The organism is Bradyrhizobium sp. AZCC 1678, assembly GCF_036924765.1.
Taxonomy (GTDB): domain Bacteria; phylum Pseudomonadota; class Alphaproteobacteria; order Rhizobiales; family Xanthobacteraceae; genus Bradyrhizobium; species Bradyrhizobium algeriense.
The window spans coordinates 5,200,450-5,218,005 of record NZ_JAZHSE010000001.1; the positions used below are offsets into that span (position 1 = coordinate 5,200,450).

The 17,556-nt window shown below is 62.0% G+C and carries 22 protein-coding genes; 8 read left to right on the forward strand and 14 right to left on the reverse strand.

Going from position 1 to position 17,556, the window contains the following annotated elements; genetic code table 11:
* Window positions 1-201 precede the first annotated feature (201 nt).
* Together V1294_RS24805 and V1294_RS24810 are read right to left on the reverse strand one after the other, a co-directional pair.
* On the reverse strand, window positions 202-1,038 hold the full coding sequence (locus V1294_RS24805; protein ID WP_334500778.1) for an alpha/beta fold hydrolase: 837 nt from the start codon (window positions 1,036-1,038) through the stop codon (window positions 202-204).
* Window positions 1,039-1,249: 211 nt separating this feature from the next.
* Window positions 1,250-1,567, reverse strand: a complete 318-nt coding sequence (locus V1294_RS24810) for a nuclear transport factor 2 family protein (protein ID WP_334504810.1) — start codon at window positions 1,565-1,567, stop codon at window positions 1,250-1,252.
* Between the two features lie 56 nt (window positions 1,568-1,623).
* Between V1294_RS24810 and V1294_RS24815 the strand changes: the two genes are divergently transcribed.
* On the forward strand, window positions 1,624-2,559 hold the full coding sequence (locus V1294_RS24815) for a pirin family protein (protein ID WP_334500780.1): 936 nt from the start codon (window positions 1,624-1,626) through the stop codon (window positions 2,557-2,559).
* Window positions 2,560-2,763: 204 nt separating this feature from the next.
* The gene (locus V1294_RS24820; RefSeq protein ID WP_334500782.1) at window positions 2,764-3,723 is read left to right on the forward strand and encodes a DUF1186 domain-containing protein; all 960 of its coding nucleotides are present in this window, start codon (window positions 2,764-2,766) and stop codon (window positions 3,721-3,723) included.
* An 18-nt stretch (window positions 3,724-3,741) separates the two neighbouring features.
* Here V1294_RS24820 and V1294_RS24825 read toward each other — a convergent pair whose 3' ends face one another.
* Complete coding sequence (locus V1294_RS24825) at window positions 3,742-4,008, reverse strand: hypothetical protein (protein ID WP_334500785.1); 267 nt, start codon at window positions 4,006-4,008, stop codon at window positions 3,742-3,744.
* A 201-nt stretch (window positions 4,009-4,209) separates the two neighbouring features.
* Between V1294_RS24825 and V1294_RS24830 the strand changes: the two genes are divergently transcribed.
* Together V1294_RS24830 and V1294_RS24835 are read left to right on the forward strand one after the other, a co-directional pair.
* On the forward strand, window positions 4,210-4,794 hold the full coding sequence (locus tag V1294_RS24830; protein WP_334500788.1) for a TetR/AcrR family transcriptional regulator: 585 nt from the start codon (window positions 4,210-4,212) through the stop codon (window positions 4,792-4,794).
* Window positions 4,795-4,826: 32 nt separating this feature from the next.
* A complete protein-coding gene (locus tag V1294_RS24835) occupies window positions 4,827-5,111 on the forward strand; it encodes a YciI family protein (protein ID WP_334489635.1) in 285 nt (94 codons plus the stop codon).
* Between the two features lie 138 nt (window positions 5,112-5,249).
* Here V1294_RS24835 and V1294_RS24840 read toward each other — a convergent pair whose 3' ends face one another.
* From V1294_RS24840 to gatC, 6 genes are all read right to left on the reverse strand, one after another.
* Window positions 5,250-5,516 carry a hypothetical protein gene (locus V1294_RS24840; protein ID WP_108517746.1) on the reverse strand — a complete coding sequence of 89 codons (267 nt, stop codon included), beginning with the start codon at window positions 5,514-5,516 and terminating at the stop codon, window positions 5,250-5,252.
* 1,563 nt (window positions 5,517-7,079) lie between these two features.
* Window positions 7,080-8,564, reverse strand: a complete 1,485-nt coding sequence (gene gatB, locus V1294_RS24845) for an Asp-tRNA(Asn)/Glu-tRNA(Gln) amidotransferase subunit GatB (protein ID WP_334500790.1) — start codon at window positions 8,562-8,564, stop codon at window positions 7,080-7,082.
* Window positions 8,561-8,854 carry a hypothetical protein gene (locus V1294_RS24850; protein ID WP_108517751.1) on the reverse strand — a complete coding sequence of 98 codons (294 nt, stop codon included), beginning with the start codon at window positions 8,852-8,854 and terminating at the stop codon, window positions 8,561-8,563. The genes gatB and V1294_RS24850 overlap by 4 nt, the downstream gene beginning before the upstream one ends.
* 1 nt (window position 8,855) lies before the next feature.
* A complete protein-coding gene (gene gatA, locus V1294_RS24855) occupies window positions 8,856-10,331 on the reverse strand; it encodes an Asp-tRNA(Asn)/Glu-tRNA(Gln) amidotransferase subunit GatA (RefSeq protein ID WP_334500794.1) in 1,476 nt (491 codons plus the stop codon).
* Window positions 10,328-10,534, reverse strand: a complete 207-nt coding sequence (locus V1294_RS24860) for a hypothetical protein (protein WP_334500796.1) — start codon at window positions 10,532-10,534, stop codon at window positions 10,328-10,330. The genes gatA and V1294_RS24860 overlap by 4 nt, the downstream gene beginning before the upstream one ends.
* A 23-nt stretch (window positions 10,535-10,557) precedes the next feature.
* The gene (gene gatC, locus V1294_RS24865) at window positions 10,558-10,845 is read right to left on the reverse strand and encodes an Asp-tRNA(Asn)/Glu-tRNA(Gln) amidotransferase subunit GatC (protein ID WP_334479832.1); all 288 of its coding nucleotides are present in this window, start codon (window positions 10,843-10,845) and stop codon (window positions 10,558-10,560) included.
* Window positions 10,846-11,247: 402 nt separating this feature from the next.
* On the opposite strand from gatC, the gene V1294_RS24870 reads away from it, so the two are divergent.
* The 3 genes from V1294_RS24870 (at window position 11,248) to V1294_RS24880 (ending at window position 13,309) form a co-directional block, all read left to right on the forward strand.
* Window positions 11,248-11,412: a hypothetical protein gene (locus V1294_RS24870; RefSeq protein WP_334500797.1), complete on the forward strand. Its 165-nt coding sequence runs from the start codon at window positions 11,248-11,250 to the stop codon at window positions 11,410-11,412.
* 184 nt (window positions 11,413-11,596) lie between these two features.
* On the forward strand, window positions 11,597-12,388 hold the full coding sequence (locus V1294_RS24875; RefSeq protein WP_334500798.1) for an alpha/beta fold hydrolase: 792 nt from the start codon (window positions 11,597-11,599) through the stop codon (window positions 12,386-12,388).
* 42 nt (window positions 12,389-12,430) lie between these two features.
* Window positions 12,431-13,309, forward strand: coding sequence for an MBL fold metallo-hydrolase (locus V1294_RS24880; RefSeq protein WP_334500800.1), 879 nt, complete (start codon window positions 12,431-12,433; stop codon window positions 13,307-13,309).
* 98 nt (window positions 13,310-13,407) lie between these two features.
* Here V1294_RS24880 and V1294_RS24885 read toward each other — a convergent pair whose 3' ends face one another.
* From V1294_RS24885 to V1294_RS24900, 4 genes are all read right to left on the reverse strand, one after another.
* Complete coding sequence (locus tag V1294_RS24885; RefSeq protein ID WP_334500802.1) at window positions 13,408-13,701, reverse strand: hypothetical protein; 294 nt, start codon at window positions 13,699-13,701, stop codon at window positions 13,408-13,410.
* The gene (locus tag V1294_RS24890) at window positions 13,702-14,115 is read right to left on the reverse strand and encodes a hypothetical protein (protein ID WP_334500805.1); all 414 of its coding nucleotides are present in this window, start codon (window positions 14,113-14,115) and stop codon (window positions 13,702-13,704) included.
* 97 nt (window positions 14,116-14,212) lie between these two features.
* Window positions 14,213-15,289: an NAD(P)H-dependent flavin oxidoreductase gene (locus V1294_RS24895; RefSeq protein ID WP_334500807.1), complete on the reverse strand. Its 1,077-nt coding sequence runs from the start codon at window positions 15,287-15,289 to the stop codon at window positions 14,213-14,215.
* A gap of 38 nt (window positions 15,290-15,327) precedes the next feature.
* Window positions 15,328-16,302 carry an NAD(P)H-dependent flavin oxidoreductase gene (locus tag V1294_RS24900; protein ID WP_334500809.1) on the reverse strand — a complete coding sequence of 325 codons (975 nt, stop codon included), beginning with the start codon at window positions 16,300-16,302 and terminating at the stop codon, window positions 15,328-15,330.
* Between the two features lie 104 nt (window positions 16,303-16,406).
* Between V1294_RS24900 and V1294_RS24905 the strand changes: the two genes are divergently transcribed.
* Window positions 16,407-17,288 carry a LysR family transcriptional regulator gene (locus V1294_RS24905; protein WP_334500811.1) on the forward strand — a complete coding sequence of 294 codons (882 nt, stop codon included), beginning with the start codon at window positions 16,407-16,409 and terminating at the stop codon, window positions 17,286-17,288.
* Here V1294_RS24905 and V1294_RS24910 read toward each other — a convergent pair.
* Window positions 17,275-17,490, reverse strand: a complete 216-nt coding sequence (locus V1294_RS24910) for a hypothetical protein (RefSeq protein WP_334479817.1) — start codon at window positions 17,488-17,490, stop codon at window positions 17,275-17,277. The genes V1294_RS24905 and V1294_RS24910 overlap by 14 nt on opposite strands.
* Window positions 17,491-17,556: the final 66 nt, after the last annotated feature.

Here is a 17,556-nt window from a genome sequence, read left to right on the forward strand (position 1 = left end):
AATAGGCTTGAGCATGACCGAATTGGGGCCGTCTGGTTTCGGCCCCACCAATAGGATTGGCTGACAGGCGCGCAGTGAGACCGCGACATGCGCGGCCGCTTCTGTAGTGCGAGATGGAGTGCTTGTGCTCCACCGACGCACGCACACCCTCTCAAGCGTCGACTCGAACTGCGGGGCCGGGAGCCGCGCCCCGCAGCCACTTCAGTTCGTGACGAACTTCAGAAGGTCGCCGTTTAGCACGTCAGCATTCACCGTCAGCATCCCGTGCGAGAAACCAGGATAGGTCTTCAACGCGCCGTTCGGCAGCAGCTTGACCGCCTTCAAAGCCGAGGCGGCGATCGGAACGACCTGGTCGTCCTCACCGTGCAGCACCAGCGTCGGCACGGTGATCGCCTTGAGATCATCGGTCTGGTCGGTTTCCGAGAAGGCCTTGATGCCATCGTAGTGCGCCTTGGCGCTACCCATCATGCCCTGCCGCCACCAGTTCTGGATCACTCCTTCATGTACCGTCGCGCCCTCGCGGTTGAAGCCGTAGAACGGGCCTGACGGGACGTCGCGGAAGAACTGTGCACGATTACTGGCCAGTGCCGACCGAAAACCGTCGAAGACCTCCATGGGTGTTCCTTCGGGGTTGTCGTCGGTCTTCAGCATCAGCGGCGGAATGGCAGCGACGAGGACGGCCTTGGCCACCCGGCCAGCAGGTTCGCCATGTCGCGCCACGTACCGTGCCACTTCGCCACCACCGGTGGAATGGCCGATGTGAACCGCGTTTTTCAGATCCAGCGCCTTGGCGACGGCAAACGCGTCGGCCGCGTAGTGGTCAATGTCGTGACCATCGGCGACCTGCTCCGAGCGTCCATGGCCGCGCCGGTCATGCGCGACGACACGATAGCCCTTCGACAGGAAGAAAAGCATCTGCGCGTCCCAGTCGTCGGAGCTGAGCGGCCAGCCATGGTGAAAAACGATGGGCTGGGCGTCCTTGGGACCCCAATCCTTATAGAAAATCTGTACATCGTCGTCGGTCGTGACAAAGCCCATGGTGTGTTCTCCTTCTGGAACGTCGTGGGTGGCAGGCCCCGCAGCACGCGCGTTGCCCAGCGGAAAGGTGAAGCTTGCGGCGAGCGCCGAGGCCGAAATTAGGGCATCGCGCGGCAGACCGGCACGCCAAAGGCGGATGTGCGAGACATAGAAAAGCTCAGCGAGTTATTGGAAGGGACATCTAGTCGTTGTCGCCCCGTCAGCCATGATCTTATCCGGCACGGCTGGCACCTTCCTCGGGATCGAACATCGAGAGGCCGGCAACGCCTCCGCTTACCGACACCTCGTTCTGCAACACGTCCCAGTGTTCGACGAGTTTGCCACCCTCGACCCGGAAGATATCGACCACAACCTGAGGCTCGTCTGCCCAGCCGCGGATACGGCCGTGGATGGCGACCAGATCACCTTCGGCGATGATCAGGCCCGGCTCGTAGTGGACGGAAGGCGACAGGGTCTCGACGAGACCCTGCAACGCGTCCCGGCCTTGAGGAATGTTCGGATTGTGCTGGTCCGGATTAATCGAAATCAGGCATTCGCATCGGCAAGGGCGAGGCCCTCCCGGAAGCCCAAGAGAGGATGACGCTCATGAGTTGGAACCCGGCAATCGACCCCGGCTGCCCCGATGAGGTGGGCATCGACGCGATCGAAACTCTCATTGTTCCACGCGCTCGCGATCTCGGCGGCTTTGAGGTTCGGCGCGCCCTGCCGGCGCCGAAGCGGCAGATGGTCGGACCGTTCATCTTCTTCGATCAGGCTGGGCCGGCCGAACTCCTGATCGGACAGGGCGTTGACGTTCGGCCGCATCCGCATATCGGTCTCGGCACCGTTACCTATCTATATCGCGGCGACTTCCATCACCGGGACAGCACCGGGGCCGATCAGACGATCCGTCCGGGCGAGCTGAACTGGATGGTCGCCGGGCGCGGTGTCTCCCATTCCGAGCGCACATCAGCGGCTGCCCGAAGCGGTCCGAACAGCCTGTTCGGAATTCAGACCTGGCTGGCGCTGCCCGGGCGTCACGAGGATATGGCACCGATGTTCGAGCATCATGGCAAGGAGGCGCTGCCGGTTATCGAGGATAGCGGCGTCTCGGTCCGGCTCATCCTCGGGGACGCCTACGGCGAAAAGGCCCCTGCGACGATGTTCTCGGAAACATTCTACGCCGATGTGGCGCTCGAAGCAGGAAGCCGACTGCCGATGCCGGATGATCACGAAGACCGAGGCATCTACATCGTCGAAGGTTCGATCTCCATCGCCGGCCAGGAATACGAGGCATCTCAGATGATGGTCTTCCGCCCCGGCGACAGGATCACGGTGGCGGCTGGCGACAGAGGCGCGCGGCTGATGATCCTCGGCGGCGCGACCCTTTCGGGTCCCCGCTACATCTGGTGGAATTTCGTCGCCTCATCCAGGGAGCGCATCGAAGAGGCCAAGGCCGAATGGCGCGCTGAGAACTGGGGCAAGGGACGTTTCGATCTTCCCGTCAATGATCGGGATGAGCACATTCCACTTCCGGACTGACCGGTGCTGACGAGTCGATCGCCCATATGCTACCGGGCGATTGCAGAAGACACGAACGACTTCGCGTTCCGCGTGATAGCTGAAGGGAAGGCGCAGAAATGGCAAACTATTGGCCAAAGCTCGACTACCTCGGCTGGCGCGAAACCTGTTCCGCCCCGGTTGGGGGAGTTCCGATCAGCTTTGCAACACGCAGCGGAGCGCAACATGAAAAAGGAAGAACTCGAAGCGATCCTTGGCAGTGGCGAGAACACGCCTGATCTCGGCCCGATTGAAGACTACCTTCATGCCATCGCGACGGAACGGAAGCTGCCGGATTTAGCCGTCGGAATGTGCACGGCGAGAATCGAGGAGGCCGCGCCGAAATTGCGCGCCGTTCTGCTGCAGGCTGCGGACGGCGAGGTATTGTCGGACGACGAAAGCCTGCTGCTGTTCCGCGGCCTTCATATCCTGGGCGGTGCGCGTGACCGGGAAGCCTGCCAACCGCTCCTGCGCCTGCTGCGCCGGCCCCAAGAAGAACTCGACGACCTGCTCGGCGATGCCGTCACTGAAAGCCTGGCCAAAATCGTCACTGGCGTGTTCGATGATGATGCCGACGCCCTGTTCGCCTTGATCACCGATCGCTCGATTGATGGATACATCCGTGAAGCGTTGTTCGGCGCGGCGACTTTCCTGGCATGGGAGCGGCGCATCCAGCGCGATCAGTTTCGGGAATTTCTGGTCCGGTTCCATGAAGAGCGGCCGGCCGAAGATGGCGATCAGGCCTGGGCGGGCTGGCTGCAGGCAATCGCCTTGCTCGGTCTGCGCGACCTGGTGCCGCTCGTCGACGGTGCCTTTCGTGAAGACCGCATACCCGAAGAATGGATTGATCGTCCTCAGTTCGATGAGGACCTTGTCGCAGCCGAACACGCGCCCGACGACATCGATCGGTTCACGCAACTCAACCTCGGTTACATCGAGGACGTGCTGGTGTCGCTGGATTGGGCGCGGGACAGCGAAGACATCTTCGACGAGGACGGCGAGGAAGCCCCCTGGACCGATTTCGCGTACCCGAGCGAGCCGGTCAGGAATCCCTGGCGTCACGTCGGCCGTAACGATCCATGCCCCTGCGGGAGCGGCAAGAAGGCCAAGAAATGCTGCCTTGCCAATGGCGAGCCGCCGGCGTGAGACCGGCCGCCCGGAATCTCAATGCGCCGTCATCCAGGCGCGGGCTTCGCGCTGTGCGGTGGCGATTTCGGCATCCGACATCATCTCGGCGACCTCGCGGCGCATGGAGATGGCATCCGCGCGTCCCTTCAGGGCTGCAAGATTGAACCATTTGTGGGCCGCGACCAGATTGACCACGCCGGAACGACCGCTCGCCCAGCAGACACCGCGTTCGAACAGCACTTCCGGATCGCGCCCGATCCCAACAGGCGCCAGCGCCGGGGGCGTGCCGGATTCCTCGTTCACGAAGCCCTCTAACGGATCGTTTGACGGATTTGGACAATCGTCCTAGGCTACGATTAGGACAACTGCCCTAGGCCTTTACCAGATTGATCGAGGTCCCACAGTATCGCCGGTTTTTAACCCGGCCACCCGTGCCGCCGGGTAGTCTGCGCGCGCATTCGGACAGACAGGTTCGGTGGCGCGAGCGGGAGAAAAGGTGACTTCATGAGCGGCAAGACCACCCGCGATCATATCGTCGAGAAAGCCGATCAGCTTTTTTACCAGCGAGGTTACGAGCACACATCCTTTTCGGACATCGCCGAGACCATGCAAATCTCGCGCGGCAATTTCTATTACCATTTCAGGACCAAGGACGAGATACTGGATGCCGTCCTCGGTTATCGGCTGGCGAATACCCGAGCGATGCTGGATCGATGGGAGTCCGAGGGGGCTCATCCGGCGGATCGCATCCGCAGCTTCATCCATATCCTGATCATGAACAGGGTGAAGATCATGCTGTACGGCTGTCCGGTCGGCTCGCTTTGCAACGAGTTGGCGAAGCTGGATCACGGCGCGCAGGCACAGGCGAACGAGATTTTTACACTGCTTCGCGGCTGGCTGCGCCGACAGTTCGCCCTGCTCGGCCGCAAGGCGGACGCCGATGCGCTGGCAATGCATCTTCTTGCCCGCAGTCAGGGCGTCGCCACATTGGCAAATGCCTTTCGCGACGAGGGATTCATTCGGCGGGAAGCCGAACAGATGTGCAATTGGCTGGATGCGCAATGCACCGGCAAACGCCGCACGAAATGAGACGCCGTTCGATTCAAAGGAGACGCCGCACGATGTTTGTCATACTGCTCAGATTTTCCAACAAAGCCCGCGCTTCCCAATTCATGGAAGGGCACAACGCCTGGCTCAAGCGCGGCTTCGAGGACGGTATATTCCTGCTGGCCGGCAGCCTGCAGCCTAATTTGGGCGGCGGCATTCTCGCCCACAATGCGTCGCTCCCGGATCTTCAGGCACGGATCGACGAGGACCCGTTCGTCGCGGAGAACGTCGTCACCGCGGAAATCCTCCAGATCGCACCGGGCAGGACCGATCAACGGCTTGCTTTTCTGTCGGGCTGACAATCGACGGGCCGACGATACGGGCTGTGCAGCCCGTCAGCGCGCGTTCATTGGCTGGACGAAGCCGCCCCGGCGAAGTGGCGCATGAGCGGCCGTCTGCAAATCACAGACGGGGTATCCGCCTGAAACGGCGGGATCTCAATGCGCCGTCATCCAGGCGCGGGCTTCGCGCTGTGCGGTGGCGATTTCGGCATCCGACATCATCTCGGCGACCTCGCGGCGCATGGAGATGGCATCCGCGCGTCCCTTCAGGGCTGCAAGATTGAACCATTTGTGGGCCGCGACCAGATTGACCACGCCGGAACGACCGCTCGCCCAGTACAGGCCGCGCTCGAACAGCACGTCCGGGATCGCGGTGGCCTCCACCGGAATGGCCGCGTCCAGATCAAAGTGCCCCTGAAACATCCGTAGCTCCCCTTTTTATCGTTGCCGCCCTCCCCCGAGCGCGGCCCCTGTCCACTGTCAAAACACATCCCCAACGCCGTTTTCCGGTCTGTTGTTGGGATGATCATGACCCATCAAATTTGAAGGGCAGTTTAAGGTTCGCGATGAACGGGATGTAAACGCGCGCCTTGTGCGATCGAACATGAAATCGCAGAAATGCCTGCGGCACAGGGAGAAGTTACCAATCGTGAAGTTCGGTTTACCCTGCGGTTTCGTAGAACGATAACCATTGCTGCAAGGTCGGCATCATCATCATTCGTCACCGGGCCGGCCGCAACAGCCTGCACCATGACGGGTTCCAGCCAATGATGAGGCGTCGCGCAGTTGCTGCGACCATTCGGGAGTTCACGGCGCGGCGGATACCGAATTCGCAAGCGACGACGCGCCTGGAACAACAGGCGGAAGCGAAACAACCGACGCCTGCGAACGATCGATGATGAATCGGGGAAGACTTTGGCGCCAGACGGCTGATGCGTCGGCTATCGGAGAGCGCTCCGGCGAAAGCGGGCGTTCCGGGGGAACAAGGACGTTCCAGGGAACGAGGGGGTTCCGGGAACGATAGCGTTCCGGGAACGAGGGCGTCGGCGAACACGTCAGGACCAGATTTCATGCCGGGCTTTTGGCCCCACCGAAATTGCGGGTCGTAAGGATACCCGCACCGAACGAAGAAAAACTTATTTCTTCTGCCGGACCGGTTTTGAAAGAGCGAGCCTCTTTTGAAAGAACGCTCTTCCGAAATACGATCCAGCCGTTTGACCTGATGTCTCGCCGACACCCTCTTTTCGTCGACCAGAGCCTTCAGACTTTCATCCAGGGCTCTAATGACGTGCCGGCATCAAGTCGCCGGCAATCTTGGAGAAGCGAAGTTACTTCTTCTTCTTGGCGACCTTGCGGGTCTTCTTCGCAGTCTTCTTCACTGCGCTCTTCGCCTTCTTTGCCTTCTTAGCTTTCTTGGCCATGTTGCCCTCCTAATGTAAGTGAGATGGCTTAATCGCTGCGTGCACTCGGGAATCGAGATGCACTACATCCCGAATACACCAACACATTCAAAAAAACAGCGTCCCGCTTAAGGAAGTGTTGACGCAGCAATGTGAGAGCGCGCGAAGCACTTCATTCGACGGCACAACGACAAGCGCGCATGTCGATGCAAAAAGTGCCGCAACGACCGACATCGACGCTTGTCAATAGTGAAGGAAGCGCCTGTGCCGCAGGCATTTCTTGAATTCGCGCAAACGACGATCAACGTGCGCTCAATGCAGGCGCGACTCATTACTGCCGTCAAAAAGCCGCGTGCACGGACTCTGAGTCGCGAATTTTGGCAATAAAAAAATTTTCATGGTCACAGCGTTGGCGCCTCATCGGCGCTCGCCAAAACCGGTTCTCCGGACGAATCGCTGCGACCGATTCGCGTCCGCATTTCCGTGCGTCATGGTAAATTTCGGATCGCGATGAACGATCGAAGCGCGCTCGCGCGCATCTCTCGTGGCGTCATCGACGACAAGAGTCGTCCCGTTACGGGACGCTTCAGATGCCGAGCTTCGCCTTCAGCAGATCATTCACCGCCTGCGGATTGGCCTTGCCGCCGGACTGCTTCATCACCTGGCCGACGAACCAGCCGGCGAGTTGCGGCTTGGCTTTCGCCTGCGCGACCTTATCCGGATTGGCGGCGATGATGTCGTCGACGACCTTTTCGATCGCGCCCAGGTCCGTGACCTGCTTCATGCCGCGCGCTTCGACCAGCTCGCGCGGGTCGCCGCCTTCCGTCCAGACGATCTCGAACAGGTCTTTGGCGATCTTGCCGGAGATGGTGCCCTCGCCGATCAGGTCGACGATCGCAGCCAGTTGCGCCGCCGACACCGGTGATGCCGTAATATCGTGGCCTTCCTTGTTGAGACGCCCGAACAGCTCGTTGATCACCCAATTGGCCGCGAGTTTGCCGTCGCGCGTTTTGTCGGCAAGACCGGCCAGCACGGTTTCGTAGAACACCGCGCTCTCGCGTTCGGCCACCAGCACGCTGGCATCGTAGGGCGACAGGCCGAGGCTCTCGATGAAGCGCGCCTTCTTCTGATCCGGCAGTTCCGGCAGCTCCGCTTTCAGCGCGTCGACATAGCTCTGCGTGAACTCGAGCGGCAGCAGGTCGGGATCCGGGAAATAGCGATAGTCATGCGCTTCTTCCTTGGAGCGCATCGAGCGCGTCTCGCCCTTGTTCGGGTCGAACAGCCGCGTTTCCTGGTCGATCGTGCCGCCATCCTCGATGATCTCGATCTGGCGCCGCGCCTCGTACTCGATCGCCTGGCCGATGAAGTTGATCGAGTTCATGTTCTTGATCTCGCACCGGGTGCCGAGCGGCCCGCCCGGCTTACGCACGGAAACGTTCACGTCAGCGCGCAACGAGCCCTTCTCCATGTCGCCGTCGCAGGTGCCGAGATAGCGCAGGATCGAACGCAATTTTGTTACATAGGCCTTGGCCTGTTCGGCATCGCGGATGTCGGGTTTCGACACGATCTCCATTAGCGCCACGCCGCAGCGGTTGAGGTCGACATAGGACATGGTCGGCGACTGATCGTGCAGCAACTTGCCGGCATCCTGCTCCAGATGCAGCCGCTCGATGCCGATCGTCGCGGTCCTGCCGCCGTCCAGTTCGACCACGACCTCGCCCTCGCCGACGATCGGCGATTTGTACTGGCTGATCTGGTAACCCTGCGGCGAGTCGGCATAGAAATAGTTCTTGCGGTCGAACACCGAGCGCAGGTTGATCTGCGCATTCAATCCGAGGCCCGTCCTGACAGCCTGCCTGACGCATTCCTCGTTGATGACAGGCAGCATGCCCGGCATCGCCGCATCGACCAGCGAGACATGGCTGTTCGGCTCGCCGCCGAATTCGGTCGAGGCGCCCGAGAACAGCTTTGACTTCGAGGTGACCTGGGCGTGGATTTCCATCCCGATCACGACTTCCCAGTCGCCGGTCTGGCCCTTGATCAGTTTTCCCGGTTTGACTGACACGTTCATGCTTTTCCACTCCCGAGCAGCGCGGACACGATCCGCTCCCATTCGGCTTCCAGAGAATCCTTCGCCGCCGGCTGGCCTGCCTGGCGGTACCAGTAGCCGGCGTTGCCGAGATCACCTTCCACCCGGTGCAGATAGGCGTGCACCCAGGCTGAATTCGCGTCACTTTCGTCCTGCACGATCTTGTGCGCACGATCCCAGTCGCCCTTGGCGGCCCACCATAGTGCAGCCAGCGGTGGCTCCAGGCCCGGCGCTGGCCCAGCGTCCGTCAGGCTGGCGCGGAAATCTGCCATGTCACCACCAGCGCGGCGGCGTGAAGCGGCCGGCCGCCTGCTCCACGACTTCGCCGAGCGAGAACAGTGTCTCTTCGTCGAACGGACGACCGATCAGTTGCAGCCCGAGCGGCAGACCTTGCGCATCCTTGCCGGCCGGCACGGCGATGCCGGGCAGTCCGGCCATGTTCACCGTCACCGTAAAGATGTCGTTGAGATACATCTCGACCGGATCGGCGCCGCCCTTCTCGCCGACGCCGAAGGCCGCCGACGGCGTCGCCGGGGTCAGGATCGCGCTGACGCCCTTGGCAAAGCACTCCTCAAAATCCTTCTTGATCAGGGTGCGGACTTTTTGCGCGCGCAGATAATAGGCATCGTAATAGCCGGCCGACAACACATAGGTGCCGATCATGACGCGGCGGCGGACTTCGTCGCCAAAACCCTCGGCGCGGGTGTTCTCATAGAGTTCGCCGATCGAGCGGCCGGGCACGCGCAGGCCGTAACGCACGCCATCGTAGCGCGCGAGGTTGGACGAGGCTTCCGCGGGCGCCACGATGTAATAGGCCGGCAGCGCGTATTTGGTGTGCGGCAGGGACACATCGACCAGTTCGGCGCCGGCCGCCTTCAGCCACGCCGCGCCTTCGCTCCAGAGCTTTTCGATTTCCGCCGGCATGCCGTCGAGGCGGTACTCCTTGGGAATGCCGATCTTCATGCCCTTGACGGATTTTCCGATCGCGGCCTCGTAGTCCGGTACCGCGCGATCGACCGAGGTGGTGTCCTTGGGATCGTGCCCGGCCATCGAGTGCATCAGGATCGCGGCATCGCGGGTGGTGCGGGCGATCGGACCTGCCTGGTCGAGCGAGGACGCGAACGCCACGATGCCCCAGCGCGAACAACGCCCATAGGTTGGCTTGACGCCCACGGTCGCGGTGAACGCGGCGGGCTGACGGATCGAACCGCCGGTGTCGGTCGCGGTCGCGCCCATGCAGAGCAGCGCCGCCACGGCGGACGCCGATCCGCCGGATGAGCCGCCCGGCACCAGCGTGGTGTTGGAACCTTCGCGCCGCCACGGATTGACCACCGGGCCGAAGCACGACGTCTCGTTCGACGAGCCCATCGCGAATTCGTCGTTGTTGAGCTTGCCGAGCATCACGGCGCCATCGCGCCAGAGCTGCGAGGTCACGGTCGATTCGTAAGGCGGCACGAAATTGCCGAGAATCTTCGAGCACGCGGTGGTGCGCACATCTTTCGTTGCGAACAGGTCCTTGATGCCGAGCGGAATGCCGGCCAACGGCCCGCCCTCGCCCTTGGCGATCTTCGCGTCAATCGCGCGCGCCATGGCGCGGGCCTGATCCGGCGTCTCCAGGATGAAGGCATTGAGCGAACGCGCGGCTTCGATTGCGGCGAGATGCGCATCCGTCAGTTCGAGCGAGGTGAAAGACTTGTTCGCGAGGCCGGCCTTGGCCTCCGCGATCGTCATCGATGTCAGGTCGGTCATTTATTGATCGGGCTGCAGAAGAATGGAGAAAGCGTCTTGTCGTTGGCGGGGTCGTTGACGCGGGCCTTGTCGGCGGCCTCGAGCTGATCGAGGACGGCGTCCATCGCCTTGTCGGGATCGGCGGCCTTGCCCTGCCGCTCCATCGTGTCGAGGTAGTTCATATAGGCCTGATAGGCCTTTTCATCGTCGCAGAGCAGACACATCGGACTTCCGATCTTTAGGTAAGTTATTCGACGACCTTCGGCACCAGAAAGAAATGGTTTTGCGTCTCCGGCGCATTCCCAACGATGTCGTCGGGGATCTCGCCGTCATTGATCACGTCGGCACGCTTCTTCATTTCCATCGGGGTCACCGAGGTCATCGGTTCGACGCCGTCGACGTTCACCTCCGAAAGCTGCTCCACGAAAGCCAGCATGGCGTTCAGCTCGCCCTGCAGATGGGGAACCTCGGCCTCGGTGACCGCAATTCGCGCGAGCTGCGCGATGCGGCGGACGGTGGCGGCATCAACGGACATAAATATAGGCCTCGAATGGAGAATTCGCACCCGCCGTATAGCAGAGGCCGCTTTTGCGCCGCAACCACGGGAACAGGCGGAGCGGGGCCTTCGGACGCCGAATACCCGCTTTTGGAGGTCAGAAGTCGACCCCGCCCCGACGCACGGGATTTTGAGCGCCAAGCGCCCATTTCCTGCGCAAACCAGCCCTGACGAAACCATTTTTGCCGCCTTACGTAGTCGTCCTGAAACAGTCGGGGGATGTAGTCGCGGCCAGACATCGGAGGCCGTGTCATGTCCACCATCGAAAATGACAGCGCCGGATCGGAAAGCTGGGATCCTGCCCTCTGGTCCATCGGGACCGTGCTCGGCGTCGCGATCATCTACCTCGCCTGCTTAACCTGACCAACGGGAGGGAGAGCCATGTCCCAAGCTAAAATCCTGCAGGAGAAGGCGGAAATGTTCGAGCGCCGCGCGGAAAGCGCGACCGATCCGATCTCAAAGCAGCATTACAAGGAGATGGCGGCGCATTATCGGTCGCTGGCGGCTGAGCATCTTGAGGTCCACCACGACGAACCGGCACACTAGGAAGCCGCAAGCCAAGGCCCCGCGTCGCCCACAGGCGCCAATAAACCAACATGCCTCAGCTCGCGGACCTCAACAAATTTGAAATTCCTATTGTCTCCGGTATCTTGGACCTCGGATTTCGAGGCTGACCGGCCACTCGCTCTCCGTGACAAACAAGAAGATCAGAGAACGCGGGGGGCGAAGGATGGATTTCATTGAAGCCAATGGCGTCGGGCTACGCTGCGAGCTGAGTGGCAGCGGCGACCACACGCTGGTGCTGGTTCACGAAATGGGCGGCTCGCTCGAAAGCTGGGACGACGTTGCGCCAAGGTTCGCGAAATCGCGCCGTGTGCTGCGCTATGACACTCGCGGCGCTGGATTGTCGCAGAAGGTGCGCGGCGAGCTTACCCTCGATACGATGGCCGACGACATCGCAGCCCTGCTCGATCATTTTGGGATCGCCGGCAAGGTTGCGCTGGCGGGGGTGGCCGTCGGGGGTGCGATCGCATTGCACTTCGCGGCCCGATACAAGGAGCGCACCAGCGCCGTTGCGGTCGGCAGCCCGGCCACCGGCATCGCTGCGGAGCGCCGCGCGGCGGCATTGGAGCGCCTCGCACGGATCGAAGCCGCCGGCATGGCGTTGGCGGTCGAGGATTCCATGTTGAACGGCTATGCCCCGGAGCTTCGCGGTGACATCACCCGGTTCGAGCGTTTTCGGACGCGATGGCTCGGCAACGATCCCTCAAGTTACGCAACGATCTGGCGGATGCTGGCGGCGGCCGACATGCAGGACGACCTCGCCAGGCTTGCTTGTCCGGTCCTCGTGATCGGTGGCAGCCTCGATCGCGTGCGCCCAACGCCGTTGGCGGAAAGCGTGGCCAAAGCCATTCCCGGCGCCCGCTACGTCGAAATCCGCACCGGGCACTACATGGCGGTGCAGACGCCCGATCTACTGTCCGATTGCATCGACGAGTTCCTGCGATCCGTCGGCGCCTGACAGAACCTGACGATCCCTCAACAGCCCGAAGGTCTTCCCCATATGAATTCGCAACCAGTAGCGCAGATTCCAGGCGTCTATCATCGCAGGATCGGCGATATCGTCGTCACCACCATCAGCGACGGTTATCTCGACGGCACCCTCGAGGTGATGCGCAATGTCGATGTCGAGAAGGCGCGTCAGATACTGACGGATTCGTTCCGGCCGGCACGGCGAACCAGCGTCAACACCTTCCTGATCCATTCAAAGCGACGCATCGCGATCATCGACACCGGATCGGGCAACTATTTGCAGCCCACAGCCGGCTTCGTTCAGCGCAACCTCGCTTCCGCCGGCATCGATCCGAAGTCGATCGATACGGTGTTGCTGACCCACATGCACCCGGATCATTCCGCCGGCCTGACCGACATGTCGAATGGGCAGCTGCTGTTTCCGAACGCGGAACTTGTGATGCACGAGAACGAACTGGCGCACTGGTTCGACGATGGTGCGATGGCGAAAGCCGACGAGCGATCGGCAAAACTCTATTTTCTATCCGGCCGCGAACAGGTCGCGCCCTACAAGAACCGGACGCGATTGTTCCGGGAGGGTGAGGTGTTTCCCGGCGTAACCGCCGTGCCGAGCCTTGGGCATACGCCAGGCCACACCGCGTATCTCGTCGCATCGGGCAACGATCAGTTGATGATCTGGGGCGACACCGTGCACGTGCCGGAAGTGCAGACCGCGTTTCCCGAAGCCGGCATGGCCTTCGACACCGATCTCGCCGCAGCCGCCACCGCGCGCAAACGGATGTTCGACCGCGTCTCCGCCGACGGCATTCTCATTGCCGGGATGCACCTGCACTTCCCGGCATTCTCGCGGCTGGCACGGCGAGGCAACGCCTACGCGCTTTATCCCGAGGCTTGGGTCCACGCGCTATAGCGAGTTGGCCTTGGCGAGCGGCGAACGGTCGCGGGCGGAAGCTCCGTTCCCGCGCGGGAACTCTGCTCCCTAAATTCTAAATTGAGAGAATTTCCAGCCTAGTCCTTAGTCCGCCCGGAAGCGCCCCCCAGAAAAGTGAGAGCAGCTATAATGATGCCGCCCAACGCCTTCAACGCATCTGATTTTTCGGGCGTGGTCGGGCACACAGCTACGATGCAAAATCCGACGCTAGCTACCACCATAAGTAAGCCAGCGAAATAAATTGGAGCTTGTTCCTTCGAACCAAAAATCGAGCCGAGCCTTCCCAGTTCCTGCGAATGATGCTGAAGATCTGAATCTGTGATTTGCGAATTAGCCTTTGAGCGCGGCTTCTTGGGTGAAATCGCGGCCATTTACACGGCCTTCGCTTTAAAGATCGTATAGTAGAGCAGCAGTGTATACTGCTGTTCTTCACCGAAGGCGTTGATGGCAAAATTTGCCAAATACTCGTAAGCTTCATCTTCGGTCATTGCGACAGCCAACGGCTCCGTATTTGAAAAAAACTCGCCGGACTTAAATCGCTGCCGAAACAAAATTTTCACCCGCCTTTTCTCGGCTTCAATATCGACCAAATCGACCGATGGATCAGCGGTGTTGGAGAAGGCGACTGAAATCGCAATAGAATAGGCCCGGTCGTCCGCAAACGGACAAATAACTATCTCACCGCCCGAGCGAGACACAACGGAGCCCGATGCTACAATTTCCCTCCCATTGATTTCGCCATAAAAGCTAATATCGGCCGACGCATCTTTACCCTTCGGTGGCATCAAGCCCTCTCATGAAAATTGCGTTGCCAAGTATATGGTCGTCATTCGACGTTTACAACGCGCGCATGTTCTCGACGGCTGTTCGACGGAAAGCTCGTCAGCCGGCCATCCGGCCCAGCCGCGCCAGCGCGGCACCCGCGAGCGCACGCGTCAGTTCCGCCGCCGGCATCTCGCGGCCCATCCGCACCGCCTGCCCGGCCCAAAGATTGGTGAAATCGACCTTGCCGAGCTTTTCGGCCGCCGCCTTCAGCGGCCCGAGCGCCGTCGCGGCGTGTGGGAACGCCGGCGCATCCGGCGAGATCGGGCCGACCTCGCGCATGACGCGATTGGCGACGCCGCGCGCGGGGCGTCCTGTCATGACATTGGTGATGACGGTGGAATCGTCATGTGCCTGTGCCAGCGCGGTGCGCGCCGGTGCAGTCACCTTGGATTCCGGGCAGCGCAGATAGGCGCTGCCGATCTGCACGCCGGATGCGCCAAGGGCGAACGCTGCCGCGATGCCGCGCCCGTCGGCGATGCCGCCGGCTGCGATCACCGGTACCCTCACCGCATCGACCACCTGCGGCACCAGCGCAAACGTGCCGGGCTGCTGGGCGATATTGTCGGTCAGGAACATGCCGCGATGGCCGCCCGCCTCCGCGCCTTGCGCGATGATGACGTCGGCGCCGTTCTCCTCCAGCCAGATCGCTTCCTTCACGATGGTGGCCGACGACATCACGATGCAGCCCGCCGTCTTGACGCGCTTGACCAGCGCCGGGTCCGGCAGGCCGAAATGGAAGCTGACCACTTCCGGCTTCAGTTCTTCCACCACCGCGCACATCGCGTCATCGAACGGCGCGCGGTTGGCGGCGCTGAAGGGCGCGGCGGGATCAAGGCCCAACTCCTTGTAGTAGGACCCAAGCCGGGTCTTCCATCCCGCCTCGCGCGCGGGATCGGCATCAACGGGCGTGTGGCACATGAAGTTCATGTTGATGGGTGCCGTGACCCGCTGGCGGATGATGTTGACCTGCTCGCGCGTCTTCTCGGCTGAAAGCATCGCGCATGGCAGCGAGCCGAGCGCCCCGCCCTGCGCCGCCGCGATCACCAGCTCCGCATCCATGACGCCGGCCATCGGCGCCAGCACGATCGGAAATTCGGTCTTGAAGAGGTCGATGATCCGGCGATCTGGCCACATGGTTCTGCTCGCTTGAATGAATGGAAGAGACGTAAGGATCAGGCAGCGAAGGAGTTCCGTCGCCCGTTCAATATCTGGTCGGCCTCGGTGACGATCCTGTCAACGATTTCGGCCGCCGGCGGGATATCATGGATCAGCCCCACGGCTTCGCCCGCGATGACGGCGGCAATATCGAAATTACCCGCGGCCCTCGCTGTCGCATATTCGGCGGCGACCGCTTTGACATTTTGCATGAGTTCAACCTCGCGTCCCATCCAGCGCCGCGCATGATCGTTGATCAGGCAGCGGCCGGTGAACGGCGCCGGCCAGACATTGTTGCGCGAGAGATCGAAGATGATTCCGCGGACGCTGTTGCCGCTCGACGCCGCGCAGATGCGCCGTTTCGCTTCCTCGGCGCCATCGCATTCCTGACTGGCATAAAAGCGCGTGCCGAGCAGCACGCCGGAAGCGCCCAGCATCATCATCGCCGCGAGCCCGCGACCATCGCCGATGCCGCCGGCCGCCGCGACCGGTACCCGGCCGGCTGCAAGATCGACGATCGCCGGCACAATGTCGATCGTCGTCCGCGACGCGCCATGGCCGCCGGCCTCCGTTCCCTGCGCGATCAGAATGTCGGCGCCTGCATCGAGGGCCTGCCGCGCCATCGTCTCGTCCTGCACCTGACAGATCAGCAGTGCGCCCGACGACTTGATGCGCGGCGCGAAGGGCCTTGGGTCGCCGAACGAAAGCATGATCGCGCGCGGACCGGCTTCAAGCGCGATGTCGAGCAGCGCCGGCTGCGTTGCAAGGCTCCAGGTGATGAAGCCGATGCCGAAGGGATCAGAAACATCGGCGAGCCTGGCCGTCTCCTGCTCGAGCCATGCCCGGTCACCATAGCCGCCACCGAGAATACCAAACCCGCCTGCGGTGCTGACCGCCTTGGTGAGACGCGCGCCCGCGATGACGTCCATCGGCGCCGACAGGATCGGATGCCGGATGCCCAAACGAGCGGTCAACGGTGTCGATATCGGCATGTCCCTTCCCCGAAGTCGTGGACAGCCAGATTAGACCGAACTATCATTCTCTAAAAATGAATACTAGAGAATTCAGACATCTTTAAAATGAAACGGAACGTCCCATGGAGTTGAGCGATCTCCTGACCTTTTCGACCGTCGCACGCCTGGGCGGCATCACCCGCGCCGCCGAAGAACTCAACACCGTGCAGTCCAACGTCACCCAACGCGTGAAGGCGCTCGAAGCCGAGATCGGCACCGCGCTGTTCGAGCGGCACAGCCGCGGCATGACCCTGACCGGCGCCGGCCGCCGGCTGCTACCCTATGCGCAGCGGATGTCCGCGCTGTCTCGCGAGGCGCTGCTGGCCGCGCGCGACGATGGCGAGCCGAAGGGACCGCTCGCGATCGGGTCGATGGAGACGACGGCGGCGGTGCGCCTGCCCTCGCTGCTCGCCGAATTCCATCGCCGTTTCCCGGCGGTGCGGCTGAGTCTGCGGACCTCGACGACGGCCGAATTGGTGGCCGGTGTGCTCAATGGTACATTCGACGGCGCGTTCGTCGCAGGCCCGATCGATCATGCCGAACTCGATGCGACGGTTGCCTTCCGCGAAGAACTGGTGCTGGTCACGGCGCGGCGATGGCCGAGCCTCGCCGCCCTGCGCGCGGGCACGCCGGAATCGGGGCCGACCGCGCTGGTGTTCCGCACCGGCTGCACGTACCGCCAGCGGCTCGAGCAGATTTTTTCGGAATTCGGCTGGCCGTCTTCCGCGCGGTTCGAACTCGGTACGCTCGACGGCATGATCGGCTGCGTCGCCGCCGACATGGGCGTGACGATGCTGCCGCGCGCTGTGGTCGGGCGGAACGATACGGTCAGCATTCACACGCTGAACCCGGCGCAGTCCAAGGTCGAGACGCTCTTCATCACCCGCCGCGCTGCCCATCAATACAGCGCCCTGCAGGGCTTTGCTTCCTGCCTGAGCGGCAATGGCGAGGTTATTGCCGCCTGATACTCCAGCGCCGCGCCGCGACGCCGGCCCAGATCGCCTCGACCAGCCCGAACGGCCAGGCGCCCTGCAGAAATCCGTAAACTGAGCCGAGCCCGCAAGCTCCGGCGAAGGCGAGGATGTACCAGTGGCTGCGATCTTCCAGCGCGTAAGCCACCAGCATCGCGGTCACTGCGAACAGGCCGAACAGGCTAAGCGCATCCATCGTCTTCTCACTCCACTTTTCGTTCCGCCCTGCGAAACGACTCCGCCATATTTTCGCAACAAGCCG

Coding starts and splice junctions, on each gene's coding strand:
- V1294_RS24850 (WP_108517751.1), bottom strand. CDS start 8,854: ATGGCAGATTTCCGCGCCAGCCTGACGGACGCTGGGCCAGCGCCGGGC.
- V1294_RS24870 (WP_334500797.1), top strand. CDS start 11,248: ATGTCCCAAGCTAAAATCCTGCAGGAGAAGGCGGAAATGTTCGAGCGC.
- V1294_RS24905 (WP_334500811.1), top strand. CDS start 16,407: ATGGAGTTGAGCGATCTCCTGACCTTTTCGACCGTCGCACGCCTGGGC.
- V1294_RS24830 (WP_334500788.1), top strand. CDS start 4,210: ATGAGCGGCAAGACCACCCGCGATCATATCGTCGAGAAAGCCGATCAG.
- V1294_RS24835 (WP_334489635.1), top strand. CDS start 4,827: ATGTTTGTCATACTGCTCAGATTTTCCAACAAAGCCCGCGCTTCCCAA.
- V1294_RS24890 (WP_334500805.1), bottom strand. CDS start 14,115: ATGCCACCGAAGGGTAAAGATGCGTCGGCCGATATTAGCTTTTATGGC.
- V1294_RS24805 (WP_334500778.1), bottom strand. CDS start 1,038: ATGGGCTTTGTCACGACCGACGACGATGTACAGATTTTCTATAAGGAT.
- gatC (WP_334479832.1), bottom strand. CDS start 10,845: ATGTCCGTTGATGCCGCCACCGTCCGCCGCATCGCGCAGCTCGCGCGA.
- V1294_RS24860 (WP_334500796.1), bottom strand. CDS start 10,534: ATGTGTCTGCTCTGCGACGATGAAAAGGCCTATCAGGCCTATATGAAC.
- V1294_RS24875 (WP_334500798.1), top strand. CDS start 11,597: ATGGATTTCATTGAAGCCAATGGCGTCGGGCTACGCTGCGAGCTGAGT.
- V1294_RS24885 (WP_334500802.1), bottom strand. CDS start 13,701: ATGGCCGCGATTTCACCCAAGAAGCCGCGCTCAAAGGCTAATTCGCAA.
- V1294_RS24895 (WP_334500807.1), bottom strand. CDS start 15,289: ATGTGGCCAGATCGCCGGATCATCGACCTCTTCAAGACCGAATTTCCG.
- V1294_RS24820 (WP_334500782.1), top strand. CDS start 2,764: ATGAAAAAGGAAGAACTCGAAGCGATCCTTGGCAGTGGCGAGAACACG.
- V1294_RS24880 (WP_334500800.1), top strand. CDS start 12,431: ATGAATTCGCAACCAGTAGCGCAGATTCCAGGCGTCTATCATCGCAGG.
- gatA (WP_334500794.1), bottom strand. CDS start 10,331: ATGACCGACCTGACATCGATGACGATCGCGGAGGCCAAGGCCGGCCTC.
- V1294_RS24815 (WP_334500780.1), top strand. CDS start 1,624: ATGAGTTGGAACCCGGCAATCGACCCCGGCTGCCCCGATGAGGTGGGC.
- V1294_RS24840 (WP_108517746.1), bottom strand. CDS start 5,516: ATGTTTCAGGGGCACTTTGATCTGGACGCGGCCATTCCGGTGGAGGCC.
- V1294_RS24910 (WP_334479817.1), bottom strand. CDS start 17,490: ATGGATGCGCTTAGCCTGTTCGGCCTGTTCGCAGTGACCGCGATGCTG.
- gatB (WP_334500790.1), bottom strand. CDS start 8,564: ATGAACGTGTCAGTCAAACCGGGAAAACTGATCAAGGGCCAGACCGGC.
- V1294_RS24900 (WP_334500809.1), bottom strand. CDS start 16,302: ATGCCGATATCGACACCGTTGACCGCTCGTTTGGGCATCCGGCATCCG.